The sequence below is a fragment of the Sphingomonas sp. KRR8 genome (assembly GCF_023559245.1).
Taxonomy (GTDB): domain Bacteria; phylum Pseudomonadota; class Alphaproteobacteria; order Sphingomonadales; family Sphingomonadaceae; genus Sphingomicrobium.
Window position 1 is genome coordinate 1,365,129 of sequence record NZ_CP097462.1, and the last position, 26,713, is coordinate 1,391,841.

The 26,713-nt window shown below is 64.3% G+C and carries 28 protein-coding genes and 1 tRNA gene; 12 read left to right on the top strand and 17 right to left on the bottom strand.

Annotated features, from left to right (window positions below; all coding sequences use genetic code 11):
• Positions 1-78: 78 nt before the first annotated feature.
• Genes M8312_RS06875 through M8312_RS06885 form a run of 3 tightly spaced genes read right to left on the bottom strand, consistent with a single transcriptional unit; the run spans position 79 to position 1,941 of the window.
• Positions 79-507: an HK97 family phage prohead protease gene (locus M8312_RS06875; RefSeq protein ID WP_250119628.1), complete on the bottom strand. Its 429-nt coding sequence runs from the start codon at positions 505-507 to the stop codon at positions 79-81.
• Positions 494-826 (bottom strand): DUF6127 family protein, encoded by a 333-nt coding sequence (locus tag M8312_RS06880; protein WP_349773295.1) that lies wholly within the window; start codon positions 824-826, stop codon positions 494-496. Before M8312_RS06880 ends, M8312_RS06875 begins: the two co-directional genes overlap by 14 nt.
• On the bottom strand, positions 823-1,941 hold the full coding sequence (locus M8312_RS06885; RefSeq protein ID WP_284070210.1) for a phage portal protein: 1,119 nt from the start codon (positions 1,939-1,941) through the stop codon (positions 823-825). The genes M8312_RS06880 and M8312_RS06885 overlap by 4 nt, the downstream gene beginning before the upstream one ends.
• A gap of 310 nt (positions 1,942-2,251) precedes the next feature.
• On the opposite strand from M8312_RS06885, the gene rpsF reads away from it, so the two are divergent.
• From rpsF to M8312_RS06905, 4 genes are all read left to right on the top strand, one after another.
• Positions 2,252-2,683 (top strand): 30S ribosomal protein S6, encoded by a 432-nt coding sequence (gene rpsF, locus M8312_RS06890; RefSeq protein ID WP_250119630.1) that lies wholly within the window; start codon positions 2,252-2,254, stop codon positions 2,681-2,683.
• A 3-nt stretch (positions 2,684-2,686) separates the two neighbouring features.
• Entirely contained in the window at positions 2,687-2,911 is a 225-nt protein-coding gene (gene rpsR, locus M8312_RS06895; protein ID WP_114228749.1) for a 30S ribosomal protein S18, read from the top strand.
• Between the two features lie 12 nt (positions 2,912-2,923).
• Positions 2,924-3,526 (top strand): 50S ribosomal protein L9, encoded by a 603-nt coding sequence (rplI, locus tag M8312_RS06900; protein WP_250119631.1) that lies wholly within the window; start codon positions 2,924-2,926, stop codon positions 3,524-3,526.
• Between the two features lie 154 nt (positions 3,527-3,680).
• The gene (locus M8312_RS06905) at positions 3,681-4,265 is read left to right on the top strand and encodes a hypothetical protein (protein ID WP_250119632.1); all 585 of its coding nucleotides are present in this window, start codon (positions 3,681-3,683) and stop codon (positions 4,263-4,265) included.
• 58 nt (positions 4,266-4,323) lie between these two features.
• Here the strand turns inward: M8312_RS06905 and M8312_RS06910 are convergent, their stop codons facing one another.
• Entirely contained in the window at positions 4,324-4,788 is a 465-nt protein-coding gene (locus tag M8312_RS06910; RefSeq protein ID WP_250119723.1) for a DUF6456 domain-containing protein, read from the bottom strand.
• A 125-nt stretch (positions 4,789-4,913) separates the two neighbouring features.
• On the opposite strand from M8312_RS06910, the gene M8312_RS06915 reads away from it, so the two are divergent.
• Positions 4,914-5,477: a helix-turn-helix domain-containing protein gene (locus M8312_RS06915; RefSeq protein ID WP_250119633.1), complete on the top strand. Its 564-nt coding sequence runs from the start codon at positions 4,914-4,916 to the stop codon at positions 5,475-5,477.
• Between the two features lie 21 nt (positions 5,478-5,498).
• On the opposite strand, the gene M8312_RS06920 is transcribed toward M8312_RS06915, so the two are convergent.
• From M8312_RS06920 to M8312_RS06950, 7 genes are all read right to left on the bottom strand, one after another.
• A tRNA-Val gene (locus tag M8312_RS06920) sits at positions 5,499-5,574 on the bottom strand.
• Between the two features lie 46 nt (positions 5,575-5,620).
• The gene (locus M8312_RS06925) at positions 5,621-6,526 is read right to left on the bottom strand and encodes a hypothetical protein (protein WP_250119634.1); all 906 of its coding nucleotides are present in this window, start codon (positions 6,524-6,526) and stop codon (positions 5,621-5,623) included.
• Between the two features lie 353 nt (positions 6,527-6,879).
• Positions 6,880-7,710, bottom strand: coding sequence for a 3'(2'),5'-bisphosphate nucleotidase CysQ (gene cysQ / locus M8312_RS06930; protein ID WP_250119635.1), 831 nt, complete (start codon positions 7,708-7,710; stop codon positions 6,880-6,882).
• Position 7,711: 1 nt separating this feature from the next.
• On the bottom strand, positions 7,712-8,491 hold the full coding sequence (locus tag M8312_RS06935; RefSeq protein WP_250119636.1) for an SDR family oxidoreductase: 780 nt from the start codon (positions 8,489-8,491) through the stop codon (positions 7,712-7,714).
• Between the two features lie 120 nt (positions 8,492-8,611).
• Positions 8,612-10,477 carry an acetyl/propionyl/methylcrotonyl-CoA carboxylase subunit alpha gene (locus M8312_RS06940; protein WP_250119637.1) on the bottom strand — a complete coding sequence of 622 codons (1,866 nt, stop codon included), beginning with the start codon at positions 10,475-10,477 and terminating at the stop codon, positions 8,612-8,614.
• Positions 10,474-11,460 carry a biotin synthase BioB gene (bioB, locus tag M8312_RS06945; protein ID WP_250119724.1) on the bottom strand — a complete coding sequence of 329 codons (987 nt, stop codon included), beginning with the start codon at positions 11,458-11,460 and terminating at the stop codon, positions 10,474-10,476. The genes M8312_RS06940 and bioB overlap by 4 nt, the downstream gene beginning before the upstream one ends.
• 8 nt (positions 11,461-11,468) lie before the next feature.
• Positions 11,469-13,067 carry a carboxyl transferase domain-containing protein gene (locus M8312_RS06950; RefSeq protein ID WP_250119638.1) on the bottom strand — a complete coding sequence of 533 codons (1,599 nt, stop codon included), beginning with the start codon at positions 13,065-13,067 and terminating at the stop codon, positions 11,469-11,471.
• 90 nt (positions 13,068-13,157) lie between these two features.
• Here M8312_RS06950 and M8312_RS06955 point away from each other — a divergent pair, with 90 nt between their 5' ends.
• From M8312_RS06955 to M8312_RS06965, 3 genes are read left to right on the top strand one after another with little or no spacing between them, the layout of a single operon-like run.
• Complete coding sequence (locus M8312_RS06955; RefSeq protein ID WP_250119639.1) at positions 13,158-15,239, top strand: M13 family metallopeptidase; 2,082 nt, start codon at positions 13,158-13,160, stop codon at positions 15,237-15,239.
• 36 nt (positions 15,240-15,275) lie between these two features.
• On the top strand, positions 15,276-15,611 hold the full coding sequence (locus tag M8312_RS06960; RefSeq protein WP_250119640.1) for a DMT family protein: 336 nt from the start codon (positions 15,276-15,278) through the stop codon (positions 15,609-15,611).
• A gap of 56 nt (positions 15,612-15,667) precedes the next feature.
• Complete coding sequence (locus M8312_RS06965) at positions 15,668-15,985, top strand: HPF/RaiA family ribosome-associated protein (RefSeq protein WP_250119641.1); 318 nt, start codon at positions 15,668-15,670, stop codon at positions 15,983-15,985.
• Here M8312_RS06965 and M8312_RS06970 read toward each other — a convergent pair.
• A complete protein-coding gene (locus tag M8312_RS06970; protein WP_250119642.1) occupies positions 15,982-17,139 on the bottom strand; it encodes an isovaleryl-CoA dehydrogenase in 1,158 nt (385 codons plus the stop codon). The genes M8312_RS06965 and M8312_RS06970 overlap by 4 nt on opposite strands.
• Positions 17,140-17,234: 95 nt before the next feature.
• On the opposite strand from M8312_RS06970, the gene M8312_RS06975 reads away from it, so the two are divergent.
• Positions 17,235-18,428 carry a thiolase family protein gene (locus M8312_RS06975; protein WP_250119643.1) on the top strand — a complete coding sequence of 398 codons (1,194 nt, stop codon included), beginning with the start codon at positions 17,235-17,237 and terminating at the stop codon, positions 18,426-18,428.
• Positions 18,429-18,450: 22 nt separating this feature from the next.
• Here M8312_RS06975 and M8312_RS06980 read toward each other — a convergent pair whose 3' ends face one another.
• The gene (locus tag M8312_RS06980) at positions 18,451-18,918 is read right to left on the bottom strand and encodes an SH3 domain-containing protein (RefSeq protein ID WP_250119725.1); all 468 of its coding nucleotides are present in this window, start codon (positions 18,916-18,918) and stop codon (positions 18,451-18,453) included.
• A gap of 45 nt (positions 18,919-18,963) precedes the next feature.
• Here M8312_RS06980 and M8312_RS06985 point away from each other — a divergent pair, with 45 nt between their 5' ends.
• Positions 18,964-19,686, top strand: a complete 723-nt coding sequence (locus tag M8312_RS06985; RefSeq protein WP_250119644.1) for a sterol desaturase family protein — start codon at positions 18,964-18,966, stop codon at positions 19,684-19,686.
• A gap of 7 nt (positions 19,687-19,693) precedes the next feature.
• Here M8312_RS06985 and M8312_RS06990 read toward each other — a convergent pair whose 3' ends face one another.
• From M8312_RS06990 to M8312_RS07005, 4 genes are all read right to left on the bottom strand, one after another.
• Positions 19,694-21,100: an NAD(P)H-dependent flavin oxidoreductase gene (locus tag M8312_RS06990; RefSeq protein ID WP_250119645.1), complete on the bottom strand. Its 1,407-nt coding sequence runs from the start codon at positions 21,098-21,100 to the stop codon at positions 19,694-19,696.
• A gap of 117 nt (positions 21,101-21,217) precedes the next feature.
• On the bottom strand, positions 21,218-21,664 hold the full coding sequence (locus tag M8312_RS06995; RefSeq protein WP_250119646.1) for a glycine zipper 2TM domain-containing protein: 447 nt from the start codon (positions 21,662-21,664) through the stop codon (positions 21,218-21,220).
• Positions 21,665-21,739: 75 nt separating this feature from the next.
• Positions 21,740-22,585, bottom strand: coding sequence for a carboxylating nicotinate-nucleotide diphosphorylase (gene nadC / locus M8312_RS07000; protein WP_250119647.1), 846 nt, complete (start codon positions 22,583-22,585; stop codon positions 21,740-21,742).
• A gap of 37 nt (positions 22,586-22,622) precedes the next feature.
• Entirely contained in the window at positions 22,623-23,474 is an 852-nt protein-coding gene (locus M8312_RS07005) for a metallophosphoesterase family protein (RefSeq protein ID WP_250119648.1), read from the bottom strand.
• A gap of 60 nt (positions 23,475-23,534) precedes the next feature.
• On the opposite strand from M8312_RS07005, the gene M8312_RS07010 reads away from it, so the two are divergent.
• A complete protein-coding gene (locus tag M8312_RS07010) occupies positions 23,535-24,602 on the top strand; it encodes a phosphotransferase (RefSeq protein ID WP_250119649.1) in 1,068 nt (355 codons plus the stop codon).
• A gap of 7 nt (positions 24,603-24,609) precedes the next feature.
• Complete coding sequence (locus tag M8312_RS07015) at positions 24,610-26,676, top strand: adenylate/guanylate cyclase domain-containing protein (protein WP_250119650.1); 2,067 nt, start codon at positions 24,610-24,612, stop codon at positions 26,674-26,676.
• The last annotated feature ends 37 nt before the right edge of the window (positions 26,677-26,713 follow it).

Genomic DNA, 26,713 nt, shown 5'->3' on the forward strand with positions numbered 1-26,713 from the left:
CGAACTCCCACAGTGACAGGCGGTCCACCGAAAAGGTGAACCGTTCTGTTGTTTTGAAATTTTTGCAGATGCGTCGGCTCAGCTTTCCTGGACCGCGTGAATTCTTGCCTTTGGCTGCATCGGCCGTGTCACGACACTGACCTCCAGCAGGTCCACATCCTTGAGGAGTCGCGCTCCTTCGGATTGCTCAGAAGACTGCACTCGATAACCAAAACTCAGACCATCGATCCGGCGTGAGCTTATCAGGCGGGCAGCATTGGCTCCGCTCTCGCTGCAATTGATCGAGCCAATCACCCGCAGGCCGCGGCGGTCCTCCTCGATCCGCTCGATCCTGCCGATCACGGTTCCCGTTCGATGCTGCCAGAGGAGCGGGATCGTGCGGCCGCCGGCTAACGAGCGCCTGAATGCGCCCGGCTTCACAATGTCACCTCCGTGGTCGAGGAGATCGAACACTGCCGCATAGCCCGCGAATCTGACCTTGACGTGGCTTGTGTCAGGAACCGGCATGGACCAGCTCGGCAAGTCCAAGACGAACGGCGATGCTGACCAGTAATCCCGCAAGGCAGACCCTGACGATCCAGGTAACCATGCCCTGCCATGCGCTACGCTTGGCGTCTCGCCAGGCGCTTAGCAGCTCGCGCAACTCACCCATGTCACGCCGCGCATTCTCGTCGTCGAGACCGAGGCTGGCCAACGCCCGCTGTGCGCCAGATTGGCTTGCCTCCTCCACCAAAGCGCGCATCGTGACCATGTCCAGGACGCGGCCGTCCGTCTGGCTCAGCAGCTGGGTCAGGAGGGCGTCGGCCGTGATTGCAGCTGGGTTCACGCGGCAATGTCCGGGCTGAAGCCAAGTTGCTCCCGCTTCTCTGCACGCGAAAGAAAGTTCGCTGCTTCGATCCGTTGCCACATTCGCTCACGGTCTTCGGTCAACTCACTGACACGATCCAGATCGACTGCGAACTTGATGGGACCGAGCCAGTCGTGCAGCCCTTCGGTAAGCGCCTCGAGCATACGTTCCGCCAGCGGCAGGACCGTCTGCCGGTACAGCGCTCGTCCGGCCTCACGCAGGTTGGCATAAGCGGTATCGCCAGGAAGGCCGAGCAGCACCGGCGGCACGCCGAACGCCAGCGCTATGTCTCGCGCGGCCGCCTCCTTCAGCGACACAAAGTCCATGTCGTTCGGTGACAATCCAAGCGCCTGCCATTTGAGGCCGCCTTCAAGCAGCAGTGGCCGTCCCGCGTTCAGTCCACCCGCGAAATGCTGATCGATCTGCTCGCGAAGTCGGCTCAGCTGTTCGCCCGTCAGGGTCGATCCGTCTGGTGGATCATAGACCATGGCGCCGGACGGACGAGCGGCGTTATCCAGCAGTGAACGATTCCAGCGCGTCGCCCGATTATGCAGGCAAGCCGCAGCAATCGCAGCGTCCATGCACCCAAGACCCAGATGATCATCTGTGGGATTCAGCGCCCGAAGGTGGATGATCTGCGGCCGGCCGAGCCCGTCGCGCGCTGTGTAACGAACCACACCCCCGTTTCCGCCGCGGTAAACGAACCCAGCAGGCCAGCCTCTTTCGTCAACTGTGATGCTGACCTTCTCGGGACGGAGCGGCACCAGCTCGGTCAGACCGAATTGCCCTTCCACGCAGTAGAGGTAGGCATTGCCCTGAAGCAGCAGGTGGGTTGCGATAGTCTCGAGGAGCCTTGGCTTGAGTGCCAGGCTGGCCGCCTGTTGATTGCCCTCGGTTTGGTCGATCGGCAGGGCCGCCACGGTACCGGCGACCAGTCTGACGGACCGCTGGCCCACGGGGTTGTTCAGGAAGACCTCGCTGATCCTGGCCTGGTAGCTTCGTGGACTTGCATCTGAATCACTCGCACAGGCGTAGGTTGACCACGCCGGAAGCGTAGCCGGCGCGGGCGCCGACTTACGACCAAACCAATTCATCTAGGTTCCAATGTCAGAGGTTGGCCTTGCCGGAGACTCGCCCGGTGGGCTCATCCGGCGATTCGGCCAGTGTTCATATCTTTGCCATATGAGCGTGACGATGTCAATGGTTTTGTTCCATATGGGTTAGGTGATGTAGTCACATCTTTTGCCTGGCTGCGTCTGACTTGCCATTCTCGCCGGTTTCGACCATAGGCGCCGCGGAGTTGATCCGGGGCTCGCCTCGTTCAACTTCCACAACGAAGACGACAGCCGGAGGGGCGGTGCGCATGGGGCGCCCGTCAGCGATCGGCCAACATGTGAGCTAAACATGCCGCTTTATGAGCATGTGTTTCTCGCGCGGCAGGACTTGGCGCAGGCCCAGGTCGATGCACTCGCGGAAAACGCAACCAAGATTTTGACGGACAACGGCGGTTCTGTCGTAAAGACGGAAACTTGGGGCCTTCGCGGCCTTGCCTATCGCATCGCCAAGAACCGGAAGGCGCATTACGTCCTTCTCGACATCGACGCGCCCGCCGCAGCCGTTGCCGAGCTCGAGCGCCAGACCGGCCTCAACGAGGACGTGATCCGCTTCATGACCGTCCGCGTCGACGAGCACGAGGCAGGCCCTTCGGCGATGATGCGCCGTTCGGAACGCGACCGTGAGCGCAGCGGTGATCGTGGTGACCGCGGCGATCGTGGTGGTGACCGCGGCGGCCGGGGCGATCGCCCCGAGCGTGCCCGCGAAGAGATGGGAGCCTAACCGATGGCCCGTGCTTTTTTCCGTCGCCGCAAGTCGTGCCCGTTCTCGGGTAAGGACGCCCCCCGGATCGACTATAAGGACGTTCGTCTGCTGCAGGGCTTCGTGTCCGAGCGTGGCAAGATCGTCCCGAGCCGCATAACCGCGGTGAGCACCAAGAAGCAGCGTGAGCTGGCCAAGGCGATCAAGCGCGCCCGCCACCTCGGCCTGCTCCCCTACGTCGTCAAGTAAGGAGCGCGAGCCATGGAAGTTATCCTGCTCGAGCGTGTCGAGAAGCTGGGCGGCATCGGGGATGTCGTCACGGTAAAGAACGGCTTCGCCCGCAACTATCTCTTGCCCCGCAAGAAGGCGCTTCGTGCGAATGAAGCCAACCGCAAGGTGTTCGAGGCGAACCGCGCCCGCATCGAGTCCGAGAACGCCGAGCGCCGCACTGGCGCCGAAGCAGCCTCGAAGGGCATCGATGGCAAGACGGTTCAGCTGATCCGTCAGGCGTCGAACACCGGCCAGCTCTACGGCTCGGTCAGCGCTCGCGACATCATCGACGCGCTCGACGCTGACGGCGCGAAGGTGACCAAGAGCCAGGTCATCCTCGATCGCCCGATCAAGGCGATCGGCATGCACGAGGTTCGCATCTCGCTTCACCCGGAGGTCAATGTGACCGTCAAGGTGAACGTGGCCCGCTCGCCTGAAGAGGCTGACCTGCAGGCGCAGGGTGTCGATGTCATGGCTCAGATGTTTGAGCGTGATAATGCGGGCTTCACCGAGGACTATGATCCGAACGCCGAGCCCGGCGCCACGGCCGAAGCACCCGCTGACGAGACGACCGGCGACGACGTCGCAGCTTGATCAACTCAGCATCGAAAAAGGGGGGTCGCCGACACGTTCGGCGGCCCCTTTTCGTTTGCCAGCCGCCCCTCGCTCCAACCGCATACGGCCTTAAGACTCCGGAACGTAGCGGCCCTTCCCACTGTTGAACCTTCGACAGACTGAGGAGGACAACATGGACGACAAGCAGCAGACTGGTCAGCAGGGCTACGGCCAGAGTGAAGATCCGACCAAGCCGCAAGGCCAGCAGCAGACTTCCGGCCAGGAGCGCAACAGTCAACCTATTGGTGGCAATGACAGTGGCGGCGGTACGGGCACGACCATGACCAGCGGCAGTTCCACTGGGGAAGCGAGCGCGACGGATACGGGCCAAGCTTCCTACGGCAACAGCGGCCAATCGGGGACGATGCAGAGCCAGAACCGTTCGGACCTCGGCCAGGAAAGCGACATGGGCCAAGCCAACAGCCAGGGCGCCACAGGCGGCTTCATCGGCTCACAGGCTGATGCCAATGATATCGGCTCGTCCAGCCAGGGCGGCTCCCCGGCTGAGCAGGCGAGGACGGACGGCCAATCGGCCAGCACGTCGAATTCCATGCGTCAGCAGGATGGATCAGCTGACCAGGACTTCGCATCGCAAGGTCAGGGCGCTCTGGATGGTGAGTCCACGACCGCGAGCCGCGATCGCGCGAACCAGTCAGGCACCGACGACATCAAGGTCGAGCGTAGCCAGGGTCGCGAACCGGGAATCGGCCAAGGTTAAAGATTACGAATGTGGGGAAGGGCGCGTCCACGTGCAGCGTGGGGGCGCCTTTCCCTTATCAGCGCATCCGATAGTAATCCGCCACCCGGTCGAGCGCGATCGTAAGCACCAGCTTGCCGGCCCTGGCTGGCCAGCCAAGCGCGGTTTCAGCATCCCGCATCCCCTCACCCGCACAGACCACTCGCCATAGGATGTCTGAAAGCCCTGTTCCGGCGGCAGCAAGTGCGGCGTCGAACCGTTGCTTGGCCTTCAGCTGCCGCTCCCCAGGCTCGAGCTTCGAACCTCCGGAGAGCCCGGACCTGATCGGAGCAGGATCCCACCGCATGGTGACGCGCGGCGCCAGCTGCGAAGCTTCCCAGTCGTTGCGCAACTGTTCTCCCGCGTCGTATTGCCGCTGGGTAAGGTGACCACGCGCCCGCAGCCATCCCAATGGTGACTCGACAGTATTGACCGAAACGGTGCGCGCCGCCCTCTGGCCTTTCGCCGCCGGAGCACTTCCGGGCAGTGCAACCTCGTTCATCATCCTGAGTGCGTCGGTCATGTGAGATCCTTTCCTGAGTCGCACCCCACTTGCCATAAACGCCAAAATGTAGGACAGCTCTGTAACCTCTTAGGTTAGAGAGGTTCGAATTTTGGAAGGGGGCAACGATGATCACGCGCATAAGGGAGGTTCGGAAGGCCAAGCGGATGACCCTTGAGGATGTTGCTGGTGCATGTAAGCCACCGACAACGCCACAGACTATCGGACGCCTCGAGACGGGAACCAGGACGGTTTCCGTAGGATGGTTGAACCGGATTGCGGACGCGCTTGGCGTGACCGCAGCTGACCTTGTGGACCACCCTGATCGCAGCGATCTTGATGTGCTTGCCCACCTCTCAATCGACGGCGCAAACGCGCCCCGTCGTCATTCTCAAGTTGTGCCGCCAACTCCTGCGGCCGGCCAAGTCGCCATTCTGGTTACAGGAGCAGTCGGCGACTACCGCACCGGAGATGAGTTGTGGTGTGATCGACTAGATCCGGAAGACTTCGGACGTGCGCTCAACCGCGACATCCTCATTCCCCGTCCTGCGGGCCGCTTTATCTTTGGTCGCCTGCTGGCACGTGACGGCGGAAAGCTACATCTGCAGCCGCCTGGTGCGGGGTCTCGGCAGGCGGTGATCACCGATCCCGCGTGGGCCGCTCTTCCCGTTCGGCTCATTCGGTCGCTCTGAGGCGATCCGCAACGGGGAGAATGGTGGGCGCTGACGGGCTCGAACCGCCGACCCTCTCGGTGTAAACGAGATGCTCTACCAACTGAGCTAAGCGCCCGCGTTGCGCCTGCTGCCAGTTTCGGCAGCAGTGGGCAACCCGCCGCTTAAACGACGGCCGCCGATCCAACCTTGTCGAAATAGCGCCTGATGGCGGTGCTTGTCTCCGCCGCCAGTTCGATGAAGACGCGGCGTGCGTCATGCGGGTCTTCGCGGCGAAGCAGCATGCCACGGTCCGTCATCGTCCTGATCCAACGCAGGGCGGTCGTGGCAGGCACAGCAGATGCAATGCAGAGGCTCGAGACCGGCACCCGATGTTGGATGATCTCCGCCTGGAGCAGGTCGAGCAGAATGTCCCAGGCCGGATCAGCGAAGAGATTCCCGGGTATGAACTGATCTCGTAAACGGCGGGCGCGGATGATTGACCTGATCAGCTCAGCCGAAACCGCGGGCCCCTCGCCAGGCTGAACCGGACGCATCGTATCTTGCGAGAGGGGAGTGTCCGACAGCCGCGCAAGCGCCATCGCGATCCGGTTCACTTCCTCGCTGAGCTGCTTGAGGCGGCCCTCGCTACGATCGGCGCTGTTGTCGCGCACCCCACTCGTCTGCACAGCCGTCGCCAAGCCGAGCGCCGCGATCCGGTCAACGTCGTTCGCCGTTATCAGGACAGTGACGTCCGGTGAAACAATCCGCGCCGCGATGAGGTCGATCCACTCCTCAGTCGCTGACACGACGCTGCTTGCAGATCGACTGGCGGCGTGCTGCTGAACTGCATCAAGAAGTTCGACGGCCTCGGCTGGCGGAGCGTCCGCCAACTCCACCCACAGCAGGTCTCCGGACGCCCGAACCGAGTTGAGTTCCGGCAACTGCAGGGTCTGGATTGCGAAGCTGTCGTCCTCCTCCAGAAGGCGGCGGGCTCGCCGCAGGGCGACCTCGCCATCCGCAACCAGCGTCACACGCTGACGCGAGGCGCCATAATCCAGATTCTGGTAAGCTGATGGTGCTCCGGCCATGGTGGAATTCCAAATCACAGTGCCGAGCAAGCACGGCTTACAATGCCGAGCCAGATTGGCCTAGCCCCTCTTTTTCGGTCGATAACGGACATTTGGAGGAGAAAGGCACAAGGCTATCAGCCCCAAATGGCGCATGACCAACGCACACCAGTTATCGCATTCCGTACATCGGCGGACTTGGGCGAGCGGAATACGGGCCGCGATTACAACCGCCGAGCAAGTCGCAACCGCGCTCAGCCGCGATGCCGATGTAGGGGTCCCTGCGCAGGCACTTCTGCACCGGCTCGCGGCGATCAGGGCCGAGGTCGACCTGCTCGAAGGGCAGTCGCGTTCATCAGCAATTGCTTCCGACCTCAAACGCCTTGAGGAAGGTCACCACCTCCACCGAAAGGCGTCATGAATGGCAGGATCGGCGGAGCTTGCCAGGCACCGGTCGCAAGAAAACCCCTGTTGAGGAACGCGGGCTTGCCGTAGCTCAGCGGCGTCCCGTCGGGTGCGGCGACGTGACCACCGGCCGCCAACAGCACTGCATGGCCTGCGGCCGTGTCCCACTCGCTGGTCGGCGAGAGGCGAGGGTAGATGTCAGCCTCCGCCTCCGCCACGATGCAGAATTTGAGGCTGGACCCGACCGATAGCTGACGAAAGGATTGCTGCAGGCTTGTCAGATAGTCCGCAGTGTCCTGCGTGAAGTGCGACTTTGAGGCGACCGCGAACAGTTCCGCGCCTGGAGCGCGCACCAGCAGCGGCGCACGAACAGCCATCCGCTGCCCCTCGACCCACGCGCCCTCCCCGACCCGGCCGGCGAAGAGGCGCTCCTGCTCGGGAGCGAGAACGACCCCCATCGTCGGCTGGCCCGCTTCGATCAGGCCAATGTTGACGGTGTAGTCGTCGCCGCCTCGAACATACTCCTTGGTCCCGTCGAGCGGGTCGACGAGGAAATAGAGGTCGTCGTGGGCGGGGATCCTCCCGGCTGCGACCTCTTCCTCGGCGATGACCGGCACGCCGGGTGCGACGCGCGCGAGTGCGTCGAGGATGATCCGCTCGGCCGCGTGGTCCGCTTCGGTGACAGGCGAAGAGTCGCTCTTGTGAACCACCTCGAACCCGCGGCGCCGGACGGCCCGGATTGCCTCACCCGCCTCCCAGGCCGCCTCGCACAGGGCGTCGAGGAGCGCACCCCTGTCCACCTTATTTCGGGGCCATGCGAATGCCGCCGTCGAGCCGGACATGCTCGGCATTCATGTAGCCGCTTTCGATCATGAAGACCGCCAGCTGCGCATACTCTTCCGGGCGGCCAAGCCGCTTGGGAAAGGGAACCTGGGCGCCGAGCGCATCCTGCACCTGCGGCGGCATCATCGCGACCATCGGCGTCTTGAAGACGCCGGGCAGGATGGTGTTCACGCGGACGCCTTCGTTCATCAGGTCGCGCGCGATTGGCAGGGTCATCGCCAGAACGCCGCCCTTGGACGCCGAGTAGGCCGCCTGTCCGATCTGGCCGTCCTCAGCTGCAACGGAAGCGGTGTTGATGATGACGCCCTTCTCCCCGTCCTCCAGCGGCTCGGCATCCACCATGCCTGCGGCGCAGTGCGCAATGCAGCGGAAGGTTCCGATCAAGTTGATGCCGATCACCAGTTCGAACTGATGAAGCGGATACTTCTTCACGGCCTTGGTCTCACGATCGCGGCCGACCGTCTTCACCGCGTTGGCGACCCCGGCACAATTGACCAGCACCCGCTCCTGTCCGTGAGCCGCCCGCGCTTTTTCAAACCCCGCTGCGACCGTCTCGTCGTTCGTGACGTCCACCTCACAGAAAATTCCGCCAAGCTCGGCCGCAATCTTCTCGCCCTGCTCGGCATTGCGATCGAAGATGGCGACCTTGGCACCTTTGGCGGCAAGCGCTCGCGCCGTTGCTTCGCCAAGCCCCGATGCTCCGCCAGTGACGACTGCCGCAATGCCGTTGATATTCATCTCACTCTCCTCGTCAGCCGGACGGGTCCGGCATCCGGCTGGTTATCTTCCGTCGCCGCTAGAAGGTTGCAGGGCCCGGGATCAAGCCCATCGCGCCGTCAGCGAACGGTCGAGGTGCGATCAAGCGTTGGCCTCAACCTTCGCCAGCACCGCATCGACCTGCACCTGCTGCCCAGCTGCGACATTCAGTTCGGTCACTCTCCCGTCGAACGGCGCAAGCATCGCATGCTCCATCTTCATGGCCTCGAGCGTGAGCAAGCGCTGACCCTTTGTCACCGACTCGCCGAAACTCACCTCGACGCTGGTGACCTTGCCGGGCATCGGAGCAAGCAGGGCACCCGAACCCGCCGACGCACCCACCGATCCGCGAGCGGCGAGCGCGAACTCATGAGCCTCGCCTTCATGGAAGATGACGATCCGTTCCTCGTCGCGGAACCCCGACACCAGCTCTGATGCGTTGGCCGGATCGGCTTCGACAAAGGTGCCGCCTTGCCCCAGCGCAACGCGAAAGCGCGGTGCGGCGTTGAGCCGAAAGCCCGCGAGCCCAGAAAAGTCCTGGTCAGCCTCGGCCTGCGCCAACGCGACGACAGCGGCCGCGCCGCGAATGCTATCGTCCGCCTCGCCGGTCGGCACGAGTTCGTCCAGCTTGCGTTCGATGAAGCCAGTGTCGAGCCGAGCCTCGATGAACTCTTCGTCGAGCAGGGCATTGGCCAAAAAGCCCGCGTTCGTTCTCACCGGCCAGACTTCCACGCCCTCCAGCACCTCCGCCAGCCGGTCGATTGCCTCGTCGCGATCCTCACCCCAGGCGATTAGCTTGGCGATCATCGGATCGTAGAAGGGCGAAATCGCGTCGCCCTCTTCCACGCCTGTCTCGATCCGCTCACTCTCGCCAAGATCGAAATGCTCGAGCACGCCGGTGCTCGGCAGGAAGCCGCGCGCGGGGTCCTCGGCATAAAGCCGGGCCTCCACCGCGTGGCCGTCGATGACCAACTCGTCTTGGCTAAGGGGAAGCGGCTCGCCGCTGGCCACCCGCAGCTGCCATTCGACCAGATCCTGTCCGGTGATCTCCTCGGTGACGGGGTGCTCCACCTGCAGCCGGGTGTTCATCTCCATGAACCAGATGCGATCGGCGCGCAGCCCTTCACTGGCGTCGGCGATGAACTCGATGGTTCCGGCGCCCTCGTAATCGACCGCCTGCGCCGCCCGCACCGCCGCCCCGCACACTGCCTCTCGAGTGGCCTCGTCCATGCCGGGCGCGGGTGCTTCCTCGATCACCTTCTGGTGGCGGCGCTGCAGCGAGCAGTCGCGTTCGAACAGGTGAACGACGTTGCCGTGAGCGTCGCCGAACACCTGCACTTCGATGTGGCGAGGCGAGAGTATGTACTTCTCCAGCAGCACGCGATCGTCGCCAAAGCTGCTCGCCGCCTCGCGCTTGCAACTGTCGAGGGCGTCCAGAAAGTCCGCCGCCGCATCGACGCGCCGCATGCCCTTTCCGCCGCCACCCGCGACCGCTTTGATCAGCACCGGATAGCCGATTGCGTCTGCCTCGGCCTGCAGCCGATCAGGGCTCTGGTCCTCGCCAAGGTAGCCGGGCGTGACCGGCACGCCGGCCGCGCTCATCAGCTTCTTGGCAGCGTCCTTAAGCCCCATGGCGCGAATGCTCGCCGGCTTCGGTCCGACCCAGATCAGGCCGGCGTCGATCACCGCCTCTGCAAAGTCCGCATTCTCCGACAGGAAGCCGTAGCCTGGGTGGATCGCCTCGGCCCCCGTTTCCTTCGCGGCGGCAATGATCCGTTCTCCGACGAGATAACTCTCGCGCGCGGGGCTCGGTCCGATGTGCACCGCTTCGTCCGCCATTCGGACGTGCATCGCCTTAGCGTCCGCATCCGAATAGACCGCCACCGTGCGCACGCCGAGTTCGCGCGCCGTGCGGATCACGCGACAGGCGATCTCGCCTCGGTTCGCGATCAGGAGCGACGTGATCATTCCGCCGCCTCCAATGCGCGCATCGGCTCCTGTGCCTGCATCGGCCGCAGCCCCAGCTTGGCGAATAGGGCAGCATCCTTGCTGTCGCCGGCGTTCGCCGTGGTGAGCAGCTTTTCACCGGTGAAGATGCTGTTCGCGCCCGCCAGGAAGCAGAGCGCCTGGGTCGCCTCGCTCATGCTTTCGCGGCCGGCGGACAGCCGAACCATCGACCGTGGCATGGTGATCCGCGCCACCGCCACCGTGCGGACGAACTCGATGTCGTCGATCAGCCGCTCACCGGCGTACATGTCACCCAGCACGGTGCCCTTAACCGGTACCAGCGCATTGATCGGCACGCTCTCGGGATGGCGCGGCAGGGTGGCGAGTGCGTGGAGGAAGCCGACCCGATCCTCGCGCCGCTCACCCATTCCGACGATACCGCCGCAGCACACGCTGATGCCCGCCTCGCGCACTTCCTCCAGCGTGTCGAGCCGCTCCTGGAAGGTCCGGGTCGAGATGATCTCGCCATAATGTTCGGGCGAGGTGTCGATGTTGTGATTGTAATAGTCGAGGCCGGCTTGCCTGAGCGCGCGCGCCTGCTCGCCGGTCAGCATGCCAAGGGTCATGCAGGTCTCAAGTCCCATCGCTTTCACGCCCGCCACCATCGAGCAGACCGAGGCCATGTCGCGGTCCTTCGGCTCCCGCCACGCCGCACCCATGCAGAAGCGCTGTGAGCCCGCAGCCTTGGCGTCGGCAGCGGCGGCGAGCACCGCGTCCACGTCCATCAACTTCTCGGCCTTGAGCCCGGATTGGGCGAACGCCGACTGCGAGCAATAACCGCAGTCCTCGGGACAGCCGCCCGTCTTGATCGACAGCAAGGTGCACAGCTGCACTTCGCCCGCTGCGTGATGCTTGCGATGCATCTCGGCCGCTCGAAAGACGAGGTCGGTGAAGGGGAGATCGAAAAGGTGCGCGATTTCCGCGCGGGTCCAGTCGGTACGCATAGGTCTGATCACATCCGGAACACGCCGAACTGCGGACGCTCCGGAATGGGTGCGTTTAAGCAGGCGGCGAAGGCGAGGCCGAGAACGTCGCGCGTTTGGGCGGGGTCGATGATGCCGTCGTCCCACAGCCGCGCGGTTGCGTGCCAGGGATTGCCCTGCGCTTCGTAATCGTCGCGGATCGGCTGCTTGAAGGCTTCGGCCTCTTGCGGCGTCCACTTGTCGGCGTCGCGGTGAACGGTGGCGAGAACGCTGGCCGCCTGCTCGCCGCCCATCACGCTGATCCGGCTGTTGGGCCAGCTGAACAAAAACCGTGGGCTGTAAGCCCGCCCGGCCATGCCGTAATTCCCCGCGCCAAAGCTGCCGCCGATCAGCACGGTGACCTTCGGCACGCTCGCCGTGGCGACAGCGGTGACCAGCTTGGCGCCATGCTTGGCGATTCCCTCCGCCTCATATTTGCCGCCGACCATGAAGCCCGAAATGTTCTGCAGGAACAGCAGCGGCACGCGGCGCTGGCAGGCGAGCTCGATGAAGTGCGCGCCCTTGACCGCGCTTTCGCTGAACAGGACGCCGTTGTTGGCGAGAATTGCCACCGGCATTCCCCAGATGTGCGCGAAACCGCAAACTAGCGAGGTGCCGTAAAGCGGCTTGAATTCGTGAAACTCGGAGGCATCGACGATCCGCGCGATGACCTCGTGCACGTCATAAGGCGCACGAACGTCCTCGGGGATAATGGAGTAAAGCTCTTCTGGGTCGAACGCCGGCGAGCGGGGCTCGCGCACCTGCAGCAGGGGCTGCTGCATAGGCAGGGTCGATACGATGTCGCGCACGATGGTCAGCGCGTGCTCGTCATTTTCAGCGAGGTGATCGACCACGCCCGACTTGCGCGCGTGAAGGTCGCCGCCGCCCAGATCCTCCGCGCTGATCTCCTCTCCGGTCGCGGCTTTCACCAGGGGCGGACCAGCGAGGAAGATGGTGCCCTGATTGCGAACGATCACGCTCTCGTCGCTCATCGCCGGGACATAGGCCCCGCCCGCCGTGCAGCTGCCCATCACGCAGGCGATCTGCGGAATGCCTAGCGCGCTCATATTAGCCTGATTGAAGAAGATCCGGCCGAAATGGTCGCGGTCAGGGAAGACCTCGGCCTGATGCGGCAGGTTCGCACCGCCGCTGTCGACCAGGTAGATGCAGGGAAGCCGGTTCTCCTGCGCGATCTCTTGCGCGCGGAGGTGCTTCTTGACGGTCAGCGGATAGTAGGTCCCGCCCTTCACCGTCGCGTCGTTGCAGACGATCATCACCTGCCGACCGGCGACGCGGCCAATGCCGGCAATCATGCCCGCGCCAGGCACTTCGCCATCATACAGGTCGTTGGCCGCAAGCTGCCCGATCTCAAGGAAGGGTGAGCCGGGATCCAGCAACCGCTCCACGCGATCGCGGGGTAGAAGCTTGCCCCGGCTGACGTGCCGCTCGCGACTCTTCTCCGTCCCGCCAAGCGCCGCCTGGGCGACATCGGCCCGTAATTTATCGGCAAGCGCGCGATTATGGCGCGCCCGGGCCTGGGCCTCCGCGCTGTCGAGCTGAACCTTGGTGTCGATGCGCGGGGCACTCATGCGGATATCAGGTCCGTTCGTCGAAAAGCCTTCCCGCTCGCCTAGCGGCTGCGACAAAGCTTGCAAAGCAGCTCAAACGAAAGGGCCCACATGACGTCTCGCCTCTTGCTTCTTGCCGTTTCCGCCGCCGCCTTGAGCGCCTGCAGCATGGCGTCGAACGATGCCAATCAGGCCAATGCCGCCAGGCCCGCTCAGGGCACCGGCGCCGGCATCGCGCTTGGCTCGCTCGACAAGTCGGTCAAGCCGGGGGACGACTTCTACCAGTTCGCCAACGGCACCTGGATGAAGCAGACGCAGATTCCCGCTGATCGGTCGAGCGTAGGCGGCTTCTACATCGCCGACCAGCAGCGCGAGCGGCAGACCCGTGAGATGCTGGACCAGATCCTCAAGGCCAATCCCGCGGCCAACACCAACGACGGCCGCATCGCCGCGTTCTACAAGGCCTACCTCGACACCAATGCCATTGACCAGGCGGGCATGCGACCGGCGCAGGCGGACCTCGCCGCGATTGCCGGTATTGCCGACAAGAAGGCGCTCGCGACCGCGATCGGCAGGACGCTGCGGGCCGACGTCGATCCGATGAACGCCACCAAGTTCCAGACCGACAATCTATTCGGCATCTTCGTGACTCAGGGGTTGAGCACACCGGGCGAGACGCTGCCCTATATCCTGCAGGGCGGCCTCGGCATGCCCGAGCGCGAATATTATCTCTCCGCTGATCCGAAGATGGCGGCCCTGCGCCCGCAGTACCGCAACTACATCGAGACGGTCATGAAGGCGGCCGGCGCGGCCGACCCCAAGGCGTCCGCCGACCGCATCATGGCGCTCGAGACAAAGATCGCGCAGGCGCACGCCACGCGCGAAGAGAGCGAGGACTTCACCAAGGGCGCGGGGGTCTGGACCCGCGCCGAGCTCGAACAGAAGGCCCCCGGCCTCGACTGGGGAGCTTTGCTCGAGGCGGCGCAACTCGGCGGCGCGCAAAAGTTCGAAGCCTATCACGCCGGCGCCATTCCCAAGCTCGCCGCGCTGGTCGGATCCGAACCGCTCGAAAGCTGGAAGGACTGGCTGGCATTCCACACGCTGAACCAGCAGGCGTCGGTCCTGCCCAAGCCGATCCGCGACGCCAACTTCGCCTTCTTCGGCACGGCTCTCAACGGCACGCCGCAACAGCTCTCGCGCGACCGGCTGGCGCTCAATGCGGTCAGCAGTCAGCTGCAGGACGCCGTCGGCAAGGCCTATGTTGACCGCTACTTCCCTGCCTCGGCGAAGGCGGAGGTCCAGCAGATGGTCACCAACATCAAGGCGGCGTTCGCGAAGCGCGTTCAGGCGATCGACTGGATGGCGCCCTCGACCAAGCAGGAAGCGCTCAAGAAGGTCGAAACGATCGTGGTCGGCGTCGGCTACCCCGACAGCTGGCGCGACTATGGCTCCCTCAACCTGGGTGCCAGCGCTTACGACAATCTCAATCAGACCAGGCTCGCTGAATACCGCCACCAGATTGGAAAGATCGGCAAGCCGATGGACCGCAGCGAATGGTGGATGCCACCGCAGCTGGTGAACGCAGTGAACCTGCCGGTTCAGAATGCGCTCAACTTCCCGGCTGCGATCCTGCAGAAGCCCTTCTTCGATCCGTCGGCCGACGCTGCCTTCAACTATGGTGCGATCGGCTCCGTGATCGGCCATGAGATCAGCCATAGTTTCGACAACAACGGAGCGATGTTCGACAGCACCGGCGCGATGCGCAACTGGTGGACGCCGCAGGACTTCGCGCGCTTCTCGGCTGCGGGTCAGGCGCTGGCCAAGCAATATGACGGCTACGAAGCCCTGCCCGGACTGCACGTGAACGGCAAGCTGACACTCGGTGAGAACATCGCCGACGTGAGCGGCCTAGCCGCGGCATACGATGCCTATCACGCATCCCTTGCCGGCAAGGTCGCGCCGGTGATCGACGGGTATAGCGGCGATCAGCGTTTCTTCATCGCCTACGCGCAAAGCTGGGCGACCAAGATGCGGCCAGAGGCGCTTCGCGGGCGGATTGCTACGGACGGCCATGCCCCCGGTCAGTTCCGTGCGTTGACAGTACGCAACATTGATCCCTGGTACTCGGCGTTTGCAGTGCAGCAGGGTCAGAAGCTCTATCTCGCACCCAATCAGCGCGTGAAGATCTGGTAACTCCCCCCGGGCGGGCAGATGGGTTAGCAGGTCGCCATGCCGACGGTCCTGCTGCTCATCTGCTCCAACATCTTCATGACCGTCGCTTGGTACTGGCACCTCAAGGGCGGGATGACCAAACCGTTATTGGTGGTCATCCTGATCAGTTGGGCTATCGCGCTGGTCGAATATTGCTTCGCCGTTCCTGCCAACCGGATCGGCTATGCGCAGGGCTGGAGCGGCGCGCAGCTCAAGATCGTGCAGGAGGCGATTACGCTGACCGTCTTCGGCGCTTTCATGATTCTGGTGCTGGGCGAACCGCTGCACTGGCGTCACTTCGCCGCGTTCGCCTGCCTGATGGGCGCCGTCGCCTTTCTGTTCGCCGGCAAATAGCTCGCAACCGGGCGGACATGGCGGGCGTTCGTTGCCTGGCCTAGTGGGAGGCCAGTGTGTTCGTTGAATTCAACCGAGACAATCAGGTGAGCGAGGGCGAAGCCTCGCAGGAGCAAGTCGAGGAAATCGTCAATCGCCGGCTCAGTCGGATCGCTGGCCGGGTCACCAGCGCCGAGGTCCACATCGGACACGTCAAGGAAAGCCGCACCAACAATCCCGAGTTCCGCTGCTCCATCGAAGTCCGACCCGAGAACCTTGGCGCCGTCGCGGCATCAGCGGAAGGTGTCGGCATTGAGGCGGTGGTCCGGTCCGCCTGCGACAAGGTGCTGCACGCCTACGACAAGGTCATCGGCAAGCAGCAGGCCGCCGGTTAGGCGCCGATCAGCTCCCGGCCGATGAGCATCCGCCGCACCTCGTTGGTGCCGGCACCAATGTCGAGCAGCTTGGCGTCGCGCATGAAGCGCTCCACCGGCCAATCTTTGGTGTAGCCCGCGCCGCCCAGCGCCTGCACCGCTTCCAGCGCGACCTTCACGGCGCTTTCGGAGGCGAGCAGAATTGCGCCCGCCGCGTCGAACCGCGTGGTCTTGCCTGCGTCACATGCCTTGGCCACTTGGTACACATAGGCGCGCGCCGAATTGAGCGCGACATACATGTCGGCGATCTTGGCCTGCATCAGCTGGAAGCTGCCAATCGGCTTGCCGAACTGCTTGCGCACTCGAACGAACGGGATGACCACGTCCAGGCACGCCTGCATGATGCCGAGCTGGATTCCGGCGAGCACGGTGCGCTCGTAATCGAGGCCGCTCATCAGCACGCCGACGCCACCGTTCTCCGGGCCCATGATGTTCTCGGCCGGAACGAAGCAATCGTCGAACACCAGCTCGGAGGTGGGCGAACCGCGCATTCCGACCTTGTCGATCTTCTGGCCAATGGAGAAACCCTCCATTCCCTTCTCGATCAGGAAGGTGGTGATCCCCCGACTACCCTCTTCCGGCGCAGTCTTGGCATAGACCACCAGCACGTCGGCATAAGCGCCGTTGGTGATCCAGAACTTGGTTCCGTTCAGGCGATAGCCGTTGCCGCTCTTCTCCGCGCGGAGCTTCATCGATACGACGTCGGACCCCGCCCCTGCTTCGCTCATCGCAAGCGCGCCGACCTTGGTGCCGTCGATCAGGCCAGGCAGGTATTTGCGCTTCTGCTCGTCATTCGCCCAGCGGCGGATCTGGTTCACACACAGGTTGGAATGGGCACCGTAGCTCAGGCCTACGGAAGCCGACGCCCGTGCGATCTCTTCCTGTGCGACCACATGCTCCAGGTAGCCGAGCCCGAGCCCGCCCCATTCCTCCTCGACCGTGATCCCATGCAAGCCGAGTTCGCCCATCTGCGGCCAGAGCTCGATCGGGAAGCGGTCATCCCGGTCGATCTCGACCGCCAGGGGCTGGATCTTGTCGGTCGCGAAGCGCTGGGTGGAATCGCGGATGGTGTCGGCCATCTCGCCAAGGTCGAACTCTAGGGTGGGTGCGGACATGGGCCCGCGCTAGCAGAGCGTGCGCATCTTCCACAAGGCAGCCCTCGGGCCTATGTGCACTGCAACAATCTTCCGCTCGAACACTGGAGCATCACATGGCCACTGCCGCTTCCGATCCCGTCGTCATCCTCTCCTACGCCCGTACGCCGATGGGTGCCATGCAGGGTGCACTGGCCGATGTGTCCGCCACCGAGCTGGGTGCGACCGCGGTCAAGGCAGCGGTCGAGCGGGCTGGCGTGAACGGCGCGGACATCGACCGCATCTACATGGGCTGCGTGCTCCCGGCCGGGCTCGGCCAGGCGCCGGCGCGTCAGGCGGCGATCAAGGCCGGCCTGCCGACCTCTGTGCAGGCGACCACCGTCAATAAGGTCTGCGGCTCTGGCATGCAGACGGTGATCATGGGTTCCGAGGCGCTTGCCGTTGGCAACGCCGACCTGATCGTCGCTGGCGGCATGGAGTCGATGACCAACGCGCCTTACCTGCTCAAGAAGCACCGGTCGGGCGCTCGGCTCGGCCACGACACCGCTTATGACCACATGTTCCTGGATGGCCTGGAAGATGCCTATGAGGAAGGTTGCGCGATGGGCACTTTCGCGCAGGACACTGCCAACGATTACCAGCTGACCCGCGAGTCGATGGACGACTATGCCATCGAGAGCCTCAGCCGCGCGAAGGCGGCAATGGACAATGGCGGCTTCGCCGACGAGATCGTGGCAGTCACGGTGAAAAGCCGTGCCGGCGAGACGGTGGTCGACAAGGATGAAGCGCCCGGTCGTGGCCGTCCCGACAAGATCCCCCTGCTGAAGCCCGCCTTTGCCAAGGACGGCACCATCACGGCGGCCACAAGCTCTTCCATCTCGGACGGCGCCGCGGCCGTCGTGCTGACGCGTGAGTCGGTGGCGCAGGCGAAGGGCCTGCAGCCAGTGGCCCGCATCGTCGCCACCGCAGCGCACGCCCAAGCCCCGGCCGAGTTCACCATTGCCCCCATCGGCGCCATCCACAAGGTGCTGGAGAAGGCCGGTTGGAAGGTCGAGGATGTCGACCTGTTCGAGGTGAACGAAGCCTTTGCCTGCGTTGCCATGTTCGCGATGAAGGACCTCGGCATCAGTCACGACCGGATCAACGTCCACGGCGGCGCCACCGCGCTCGGTCACCCGATCGGCGCCAGCGGTACGCGGATCATCGTCACGCTGCTCAATGCGCTCAAGCAGAAGGGTCTCAAGCGCGGTATCGCGAGCCTCTGCATCGGCGGCGGCGAGGCGACCGCCGTGGCCGTCGAGCTGGTCTAGCCGCCTGCTGGGGGTGGCGAGGTCATTTGACCGCCTCGCCGTCGCTCACGCCCCAGATGTCCGTAAGGTGCACGTAGCCACTGCGGTCACCCGCGACATTCAGCCGGCACCAGCCGGCGCTGCACTTGTCGACACGGCCGATCACACCGGGCTCCACCTTGTACTTGAGGCGGCTGCTTTCGTCGGCTCTGGCATATAATGGTCGCGGCTGATTGCCGCGCACGATTGCCGTGCGCCGGTCACTGAGCAGCGTTACGAGCATCCATCCGCGAACGCCGTCCGGGTCCTCGATGTAACGCCAGTTTGGATAGATCTTGAGCACGCGGATGGGCAGGTCGCGGCGCTGATAGAGCCAGACGCCCGGAAAGTTTCGACCAGGTCCGGTTCGCATCATCGCCTGGCCGCTCGCGATGGAGGCCCAATAAGGCGGCGTCTTTTCCTGCGCCGACGCTGGCGCGGCGACGAGAGCAACGCAGACGCCCGCGAGCACCCGCAATTTACGCGCCCTAAACCATGCGGCGGTTAGGGCCGCCCCATGTCTCTCCTCACCTACACGGGCCTGACGCTGTGCGTCGTGCTGGCGTTGATGCTGTGTGAGCGGCGCTGGGCGGCGTCGAACGAAGAGACATCCCTGCGCATCAACATCCTGGCTTACCTGCTGTTCTCCGCTTCGGGCCTGATTCTGCTGCCACTGATTGCCCCGCACGTGGCGAACGGGCTGGTTGATCTGGCAAGTTGGCCCTTCCTGCTCGGCCTTGCCGCCTTCACCATCCTGATGGATTTGGGCGAGTTCCTCTTCCACCGCGCCCAGCATAAGATTCCCTGGCTGTGGCGTATGCACGCGCTGCATCATTCCGACCCCAATATGAACGTGGCGACCACCTCCCGCCATTATTGGGCGGAGCCGCTGATCAAGTCAGCAACAATCTGGCCGCTCTGCCTGGTGGTGACCAGCCCGAGCCCGGCCATCACGACGACCTATGCCGTCATCAGCATCTACCATTATCTGGTGCACGCGAATCTGCGGATCGACTTTGGCCGCTGGTCGTGGCTGCTGAATAGCCCGGCCTATCACCGCCGCCACCATTCGTCGCAGCCCGAGCATTTCAACTCGAACTACGCCAGCCTCTTCCCGATTTTCGACGTGCTGACCGGCTCCTATCACCGCCCGACCGGCTTTCCGGCGACGGGACTGATGAAGACGCCGCGAAGCCTCGCCGACATCTTCTTCTGGCCCCTGCGCACGAGCGAGCGCTGACGCCCGCTCAGGCGCCGGTAAGGATGCGGTCGACCAGCTGCTTCACCGTCGGCACGAACCCGTTGGAGTAGAACGGGTCGGTCTTGAAGCGGAACGCCGCATGGCCGGCGAACATGAGGTTCTGCTCGACCGGCCCACCGTGCGCGATATCCTGCAGTGTCTTCTGAATGCAGAAGCTGCGCGGGTCTGCGAGCCGCCCGGTCGAGTTCTTCTCATTGTCCGCCCAGCTGGAGAAGCTGCACTGGCTGAGGCAGCCCATGCAATCGGCCTGATCCTTGCGGATGAGCTTTTCTTCCTCGGGCGTGACGAAGACGAGCGTGTCGTCCGGCGTCTTCATCGCGTTGGTGTAGCCCTCGGCAAACCACTGCCGAGCGTGCTGCAAGTCGCCCTTCGTCACCCAGTAATTCTTCTTGGTGCCGATGCCGACGTCCAGCTCGAACGCATGGTCACCGATGCTTTCCTTGGTGAAGGCGATCTGCCGCTCGCTGCGGCCCTCCAGGTTGCGCAGGAACGGGTTACGGACGGCCGAGGAGTAAAAGCCGGTCGGCGAGAACTTGTGCAGCAGGACGTCGCCCTCCTCGAGGGTCATCAGCCGCTGCTTCCATTCCACCGGGATCGGGCTCTCCTGGGTCAGGAGCGGCCGGGTGCCGAACTGGAACATGATGGCGCCGAGCTCGGGATTGTCGATCCAGTTTTCCCACTCGTCCAGCCGCCACACACCGCCCGCCATGACGATCGGAACCGTGTCCGGAATACCACCTTCACGCATCACGGCACGAAGTTCGGCGACGCGCGGATAAGGATCCTGCGGAGCGCGCGGATCCTCCGCGTTGCTGAGGCCGTTGTGGCCGCCGGCTAGCCACGGGTCTTCATAGACCACCGCCGAAAGCAGCTCGGCGACCTTGCTGTAGGCGCGCTTCCAGAGCGCGCGGAAGGCTCGGCCGGAGCTTACGATGGGCAGGTAGCTGACGCCATATTGCGCGGCGATTTCGCTCAGCTTGTACGGCATGCCGGCGCCGCAGGTCACGCCAGCCACAAGGCCCTTGGTCCGCTCGAGGACGCCATGGAGGACATGCTGAGCGCCGCCCATCTCCCACAGCACGTTGATGTTGATGGCCCCGCGGCCCGACGCCATGTCGTAGGCCTTGCGGACCTGCGCGACGGCTCCGTCGATCGCGTATCGGATCAGTTCCTCATGCCGTTCGCGGCGGGTCATGCCGCTATAGACCTGCGGCACGATGCGGCCTTCGGGATCATAGCTGTCGGCGTTGACCGCACTGACCGTGCCGATTCCGCCGGCCGCAGCCCAGGCACCGGAGCTCGCGTGATTGGTGGCGGAAACACCCTTGCCGCCTTCGACCAGCGGCCAAACTTCCCTGCCGCCGTACATGATGGGCTGAAGGCCCTTGAACAACGTCTCTCTCCTGTCGGTTCGCGGCGCCTATACAGATGGTAGCACGACAATTGCCAGCAAAACGCAAAAGGGCCGCCGGTGGTACCGGCGGCCCTCTCGTTTGCCGTCCGTCAGGACTTAGTAGCGGCAGTTGCCCTTGGCCACCTGGTTGCCGACGAGGGCACCCAGCGCACCGCCGATGATCGCACCAGTGGTACCGCTGCCACGGCGATAGCCGTAATAGTCGCGGCCACGACCGACCTGGCTGCCGACCACCGCACCCAGCGCGCCGCCGACGATGGTGCCGGTGGTGCCGCTGCAACGACTGCGGCCGTAGTAGCTGTTGCCGTAATAGCCGCGCTGCGCGTAGCCGTAGTTATTGTAACCGTAGTTGCTGTAGCCACGGTCGTAGCCGTAGCCGCTGTAGCCCTGGTTGTAGCCGTAGCCGCTCCCGTAATAGGGATTGTACTGCGGATAATAGCTGCTGCTGTAGCCACCGTTATACCCGTAATGGCGGGCCTCGGCGACGCCCGGGATTGCGACCATGGCCAGCGCCGATGCGGCGAGTAAGGCTTTCTTGAACATGGGAAACTCCTTGCTGATGACGCCATGAATGCACCACCCGCATTGACGTTGTCCTGAATGCGTCGTTTGCTGAGGTTAAGGGATCAGCGCGAAGTCCAGGCCAATGTCGACTGCCGGCGCCGACTGCGTGATTCGCCCGACCGAGATGAAGTCGACTCCGGTTTCAGCAATGCCCCGGACCGTCTGCAGATTGACCCCACCCGACGCTTCCAGCGGCACCCGCCCGTCGACCAGCCGGACTGCCTCGCGCAACTCGTCATTGGTCATGTTGTCCAGCAACAGGCGTTCGGCACCGGCTGCCAGGGCGGGTTCGATCTGCGCGATCTGGTCGACCTCGACCTGGATCTGCAACCCCGCCTCCGCAGCCTTCGCCCGCCGAACAGCCTCGGCGACCCCTCCGTTCACCGCCACGTGATTGTCCTTGATCAGCACGCCATCGTCGAGGCGCATGCGGTGGTTGTGCGCGCCCCCCATCCGGGCCGCGTATTTCTCCAGCACACGAAGGCCCGGAATGGTCTTGCGCGTGTCGAGTAGCACCGCCCCCGTGCCGGCGATCGCGTCGACGAACCGCCGTGCCATGGTCGCAATGCCCGACAGATGCTGTAGCGTGTTCAGCGCGGAACGCTCGGCCGTAAGCATGGCGCGCGCATTGCCTTCCAGGCGCATGAGGATGGCTCCTGCCTCCACCCTGTGGCCATCACGCACGAAGCTCTCGATCCCGACGTCGGCATCAAGCCGGCGAAAGAATGCTTCCGCGATCTCGATTCCCGCGACGGCAATCGGCTCGCGGCAATTCATCTCGGCACGGAAGCGTGCGCTCTCGTCGATGCACGCAGACGAGGTGACGTCACCGCCAGAACCGAGGTCCTCGGCAAGGACGCGCGTCACGAAGTCAGCCAGATCAAAGTCGGAAGGAAGCATGCCGCCTCGTTAGGATCGTGGCTCGGCGCTCACAAGCTCAGACCGGCGAATCGGCCTCCGCAGCATCCAGGCTCGCCTCGCTCCACCCGTCCGCATCGCGCACGAACTGCGTCGGGACGGCCGTTTCGAAGCGCTCGCCCGTCCACCGCATCAGCGCCAAGGTCATTTTGCCCTCGGCGATGTCGATCACATTGAAGCTCTGCTTCTCCTCGCGCAGCCGGACGGAGGTGGCGGTGCCCGCCTGCACGACCAGAGTGCCGCCGGCGCGGGTCACCAGGTCGCTGGCGCGATGGGTCGAGGCGCGATGGTTATGTCCCGCAAGCAGCAGGTCGACCTCCACGTCCTGAATGGCATCGAGCGCCAGTTCCTGCCGGCCCAGCGGCTTGCCGAGCAGGCCCGTGTCGTCGACCGGAAGGGCGAACAGCGGATGGTGCGTGACCAGGATCCGGACGTCGCTCTCGGGTACCCGCCCGAATTCGGAGCAGACGAACTCGGTCTGCTCGCGGTTCAGCCGGCCGTCCTTGATCGTGAACGAACGCGCGGTGTTGAGGCCAAGCACGGCAGCACCGGGCAAGCGGTGAAAGGGACACAGCGTCTCGTCGACATACTTGCGATAGCGGGTAAGCGGCGACAAAAAGCGGCGAAGGACGTCGTACAACGGCACGTCGTGGTTGCCCGGAACCGCCAGCACCTCGTGCCCTGCATCCCGCAGGCGCGCCAGAAACCGGCACGCCTCCTGAAATTGTTCGGTTTTCGCCCTCTGCGTGAAATCTCCGCTGACCACCACCAGGTCCGGCCGCGCGCGGTCAACCTCCTGCTCGACGGCGGAGACGATCTGAGGGTCGTGAGCTCCGAAGTGGAGGTCCGACAAGTGGACAAGACGCGCCATCACCAGTCAACTGCCGCATGCTGAACTTGTTTCAGTGGTGATCATGGGCAAAGTGCCGTCATGGATCGTACTCAGGCCAATTCCGGTACCCGCGACGTCACCGAGCGGCTGCGCTTCGACGAGGATGCGCTCAATGCCTGGCTCGAAGCGAATGTGGCCGGCTTTCGCGGTCCGCTGAGCGTCCGGCAGTTCAAGGGTGGCCAGTCCAATCCCACCTATCAGCTGTGCGCCGCGTCCGGCGATTATGTCCTCCGCCGCAAGCCGCCCGGCAAACTGCTGCCCGGCGCCCATGCCATCGACCGCGAGTATCGGGTGCTCTCCGCCCTTGGCGCACAGGGCTTCGCCGTGCCGCACGTGCACGCCCTGTGTGAGGACGAGGGCGTGATCGGGACCGCCTTCTACGTAATGGACATGGTTGCCGGGCGGATCATCTGGGAAGCCAGCTTCCCCGGCCTCGAACCAGCCGACCGTGCCGCTCACTTCGATGCGATGAACGCGACCATGGCCGGGCTGCACAGCTATGATCCAGCGACCATCGGACTTGGCGACTACGGCCGCGCGAGCGGGTTCGTCGAACGGCAGGTGTCGCGCTGGTCCCGGCAATATCTCGGCGATGAGGAGGCGGGACGCGTTGAAGCGATGGACAAGCTGGTCGAGTGGCTCGGCAAGCATCTCCCGCCCGATCGGGGGGAAAGTCGGGTCATTCACGGCGACTATCGCTGCGACAACATGATCTTCGCCGCGGACGCACCGCAAGTTCGCGCGGTGCTGGATTGGGAGCTGTCGACCCTCGGTGACCCGGAAGCGGACTTTGTCTACCATTGCATGATGTACCGGATGCCCGCCGGCATGTTCACCGGCCTCGCCGGCCTCGACCTCCCGTCGCTCGGCATCCCGAGCGAGGACGAGTATGTCGCAGCCTACTGCCGTCGCACCGGCCGTGAGGCCATTCCGGCATTCGACTATCTGATGGTCTTCTCGCTGTTCCGGTTGGCCGCCATCATCCACGGCATCAAGGGTCGCCTCGTTCGCGGCAATGCGTCGAGCGCGCATGCCGAAGAATCGGTCCGCGCACTGGAACCGCTGGCCGACCTCGCCTGGGCGCAAGCCCGGCAGGCGCGGCTCTGAGGGCCGGATGGACGCGGTTCGCCAGGGTGGCTCGTCCGATCCCCTTGGCAGCGCGTCCAATCTGGAGGACGTCGGCCGCACACTGAAGCGCGTACCCGTGGTGCGGGTGGCGCTGACCGCACTGCTGCTTGGAATAGCAGTGCTCGTGGCGCGCTTTTCCTGGACCCTGCCGATGACCAGCTTCGCCGAGCGGGTGGCCTTCGATGTCCGTTCCCTGCAGGCGGCGCTCTATCATCCCGCAAAGCAGGACAGCCGGATCCTGCTCGTACCCTATACGCAGGCCACTCAGGAGGCGACGGGCAAACGGTCGCCTCTCGACCGTGCGATTCTTGCCAAGGCCCTGGTCAACCTTGACCGCCTGCACCCGCGGGCGATCGGCATCGACATACTGATCGACCAGCCGCAACCCGACGACCCTCAGCTGCTCGCCGCATTTCGTACCCTGCGCACGCCAACGTGGCTCGCCTACGCCAGCGCCGAGCACAACGGCGACGACATGCAGCCGTGGCAACAGACGCGGCTCGACGCGCTGTTCAAGAGCCTGCGCGGCACCCAGGTGCGTCCTGCCAGCATCCACATCGACGCGGACGGCGACAATGCCATGCGCAACTGGCCGATCGTCTCACCCGACCTTCCGCCGTTTCTTCCGCTGGCGCTCGCCGGCACGCCGAACGCCCAGCCCTATCAGGGCAGCATCCGCTACCGCATGCCGGCCGACCCGGAACGGCAGGTATTTCTTTCCCTGCCGATCGACCTGTTCGCCGATCCGGCAACCGCCAGCGCCATGGCGGACCAGGTGCGCGGCCGGATCGTGATGATTGGCGGCGATCTGCCCGACTCGGACCGGTTCGTGACCCCCGAGGGGCGGCTTGCCAATTCCAGCAGCGCGCTCGGTCGGCAGTTCCGGGAGAATATCTCTGGCCTTGAAGTCCACGCCACCATGCTCGCGCAATGGCTCGACGGTCGCACCCCCGTTCCGACTGGTTCGCTGGCGCTCTGGGCGCTCGCCTGGCTGGTGGTTCTGGCGGGCGGGTTCACCGCCATGCTGGACGTGACTGGATGGAAGCTTGGGTTGGTGTTGGTCGGACAGCTGGTCTTCTTCGTGGTGACCCCCTTCTGGCTCCAGACCATCGGCGTCGATACGCGTGACCTGCCGGCCGTGGGCTGGATCGTCGCCTGGTTCATCGCCTTCCTCACGACCGAAGCGGCGGTGCGGGTGCTAAGCTCGGAACAGCGCCGTTTCGCGACCGCGGCGCTGGGCAAGTACCTCCCGCGCGACATTGCGGCGCAGATCCTGCGCGATCCCGAGAAGCTCACTTTGTCGGGTGAAAAGAGGCCGATCTTCGCCCTCTTCACCGATCTCGAGGGGTTCACCCGGCTATCCCACCAAATTCCCGCGGAGCAGGTCGCCCCGCTGCTCAACGATTATCTCGACGGCATGTGCGAGATCGTGCTGCGGCACGGCGGCACGATCGACAAGTTCGTCGGCGACGCCATCGTTGCCCTGTGGGGCGCTCCCATCGCACGCGAGGATGACGGCGACCGCGTCGCCGCCGCCATGCTCGACATGGTCGTCTTCGCCCGCGAGTTCAGTGGTGGCGATGGCAATGACGACCAGCCGCGCCTCGGCCAAACCCGCGTCGGCGTTCATCATGGCGAGGCGATCGTCGGCAACTTCGGAGGGCGGGACCGCTTTCAATATACCGCGCTCGGCGATGTAATGAACGCCGCCGCGCGACTGGAATCAGCGAACAAGGCGCTCAAGACCTGTGGCCTCATCAGCGAGCAGGCCCGATCGCTCGGCGGAAGTGACCTGTTCCGGCCGATGGGCCGCATCGTCCTATCCGGGCGGGCAACCCCGCTCGAAGTGTGGGAGCCTGCCGCCCAGATGCCGGCGGAAGAGCGCGAGAGGCTTACCGCGCTGTGGTCGCGGTTCGATGGCGGCGACCTTGCCGCGCTTGAGGAACTGCAATCATTAACTTCGCATTATCCAGATGATGCGGCTTTCCAGTTTTTCGTGTATCGGCTCGCTCAGTCCGGCCCGGGAGGGTTTTTCGAACTGCGGGAGAAATAGGGGTGAAATTCTCGAGGATACTCCTCGGCGCGCTACT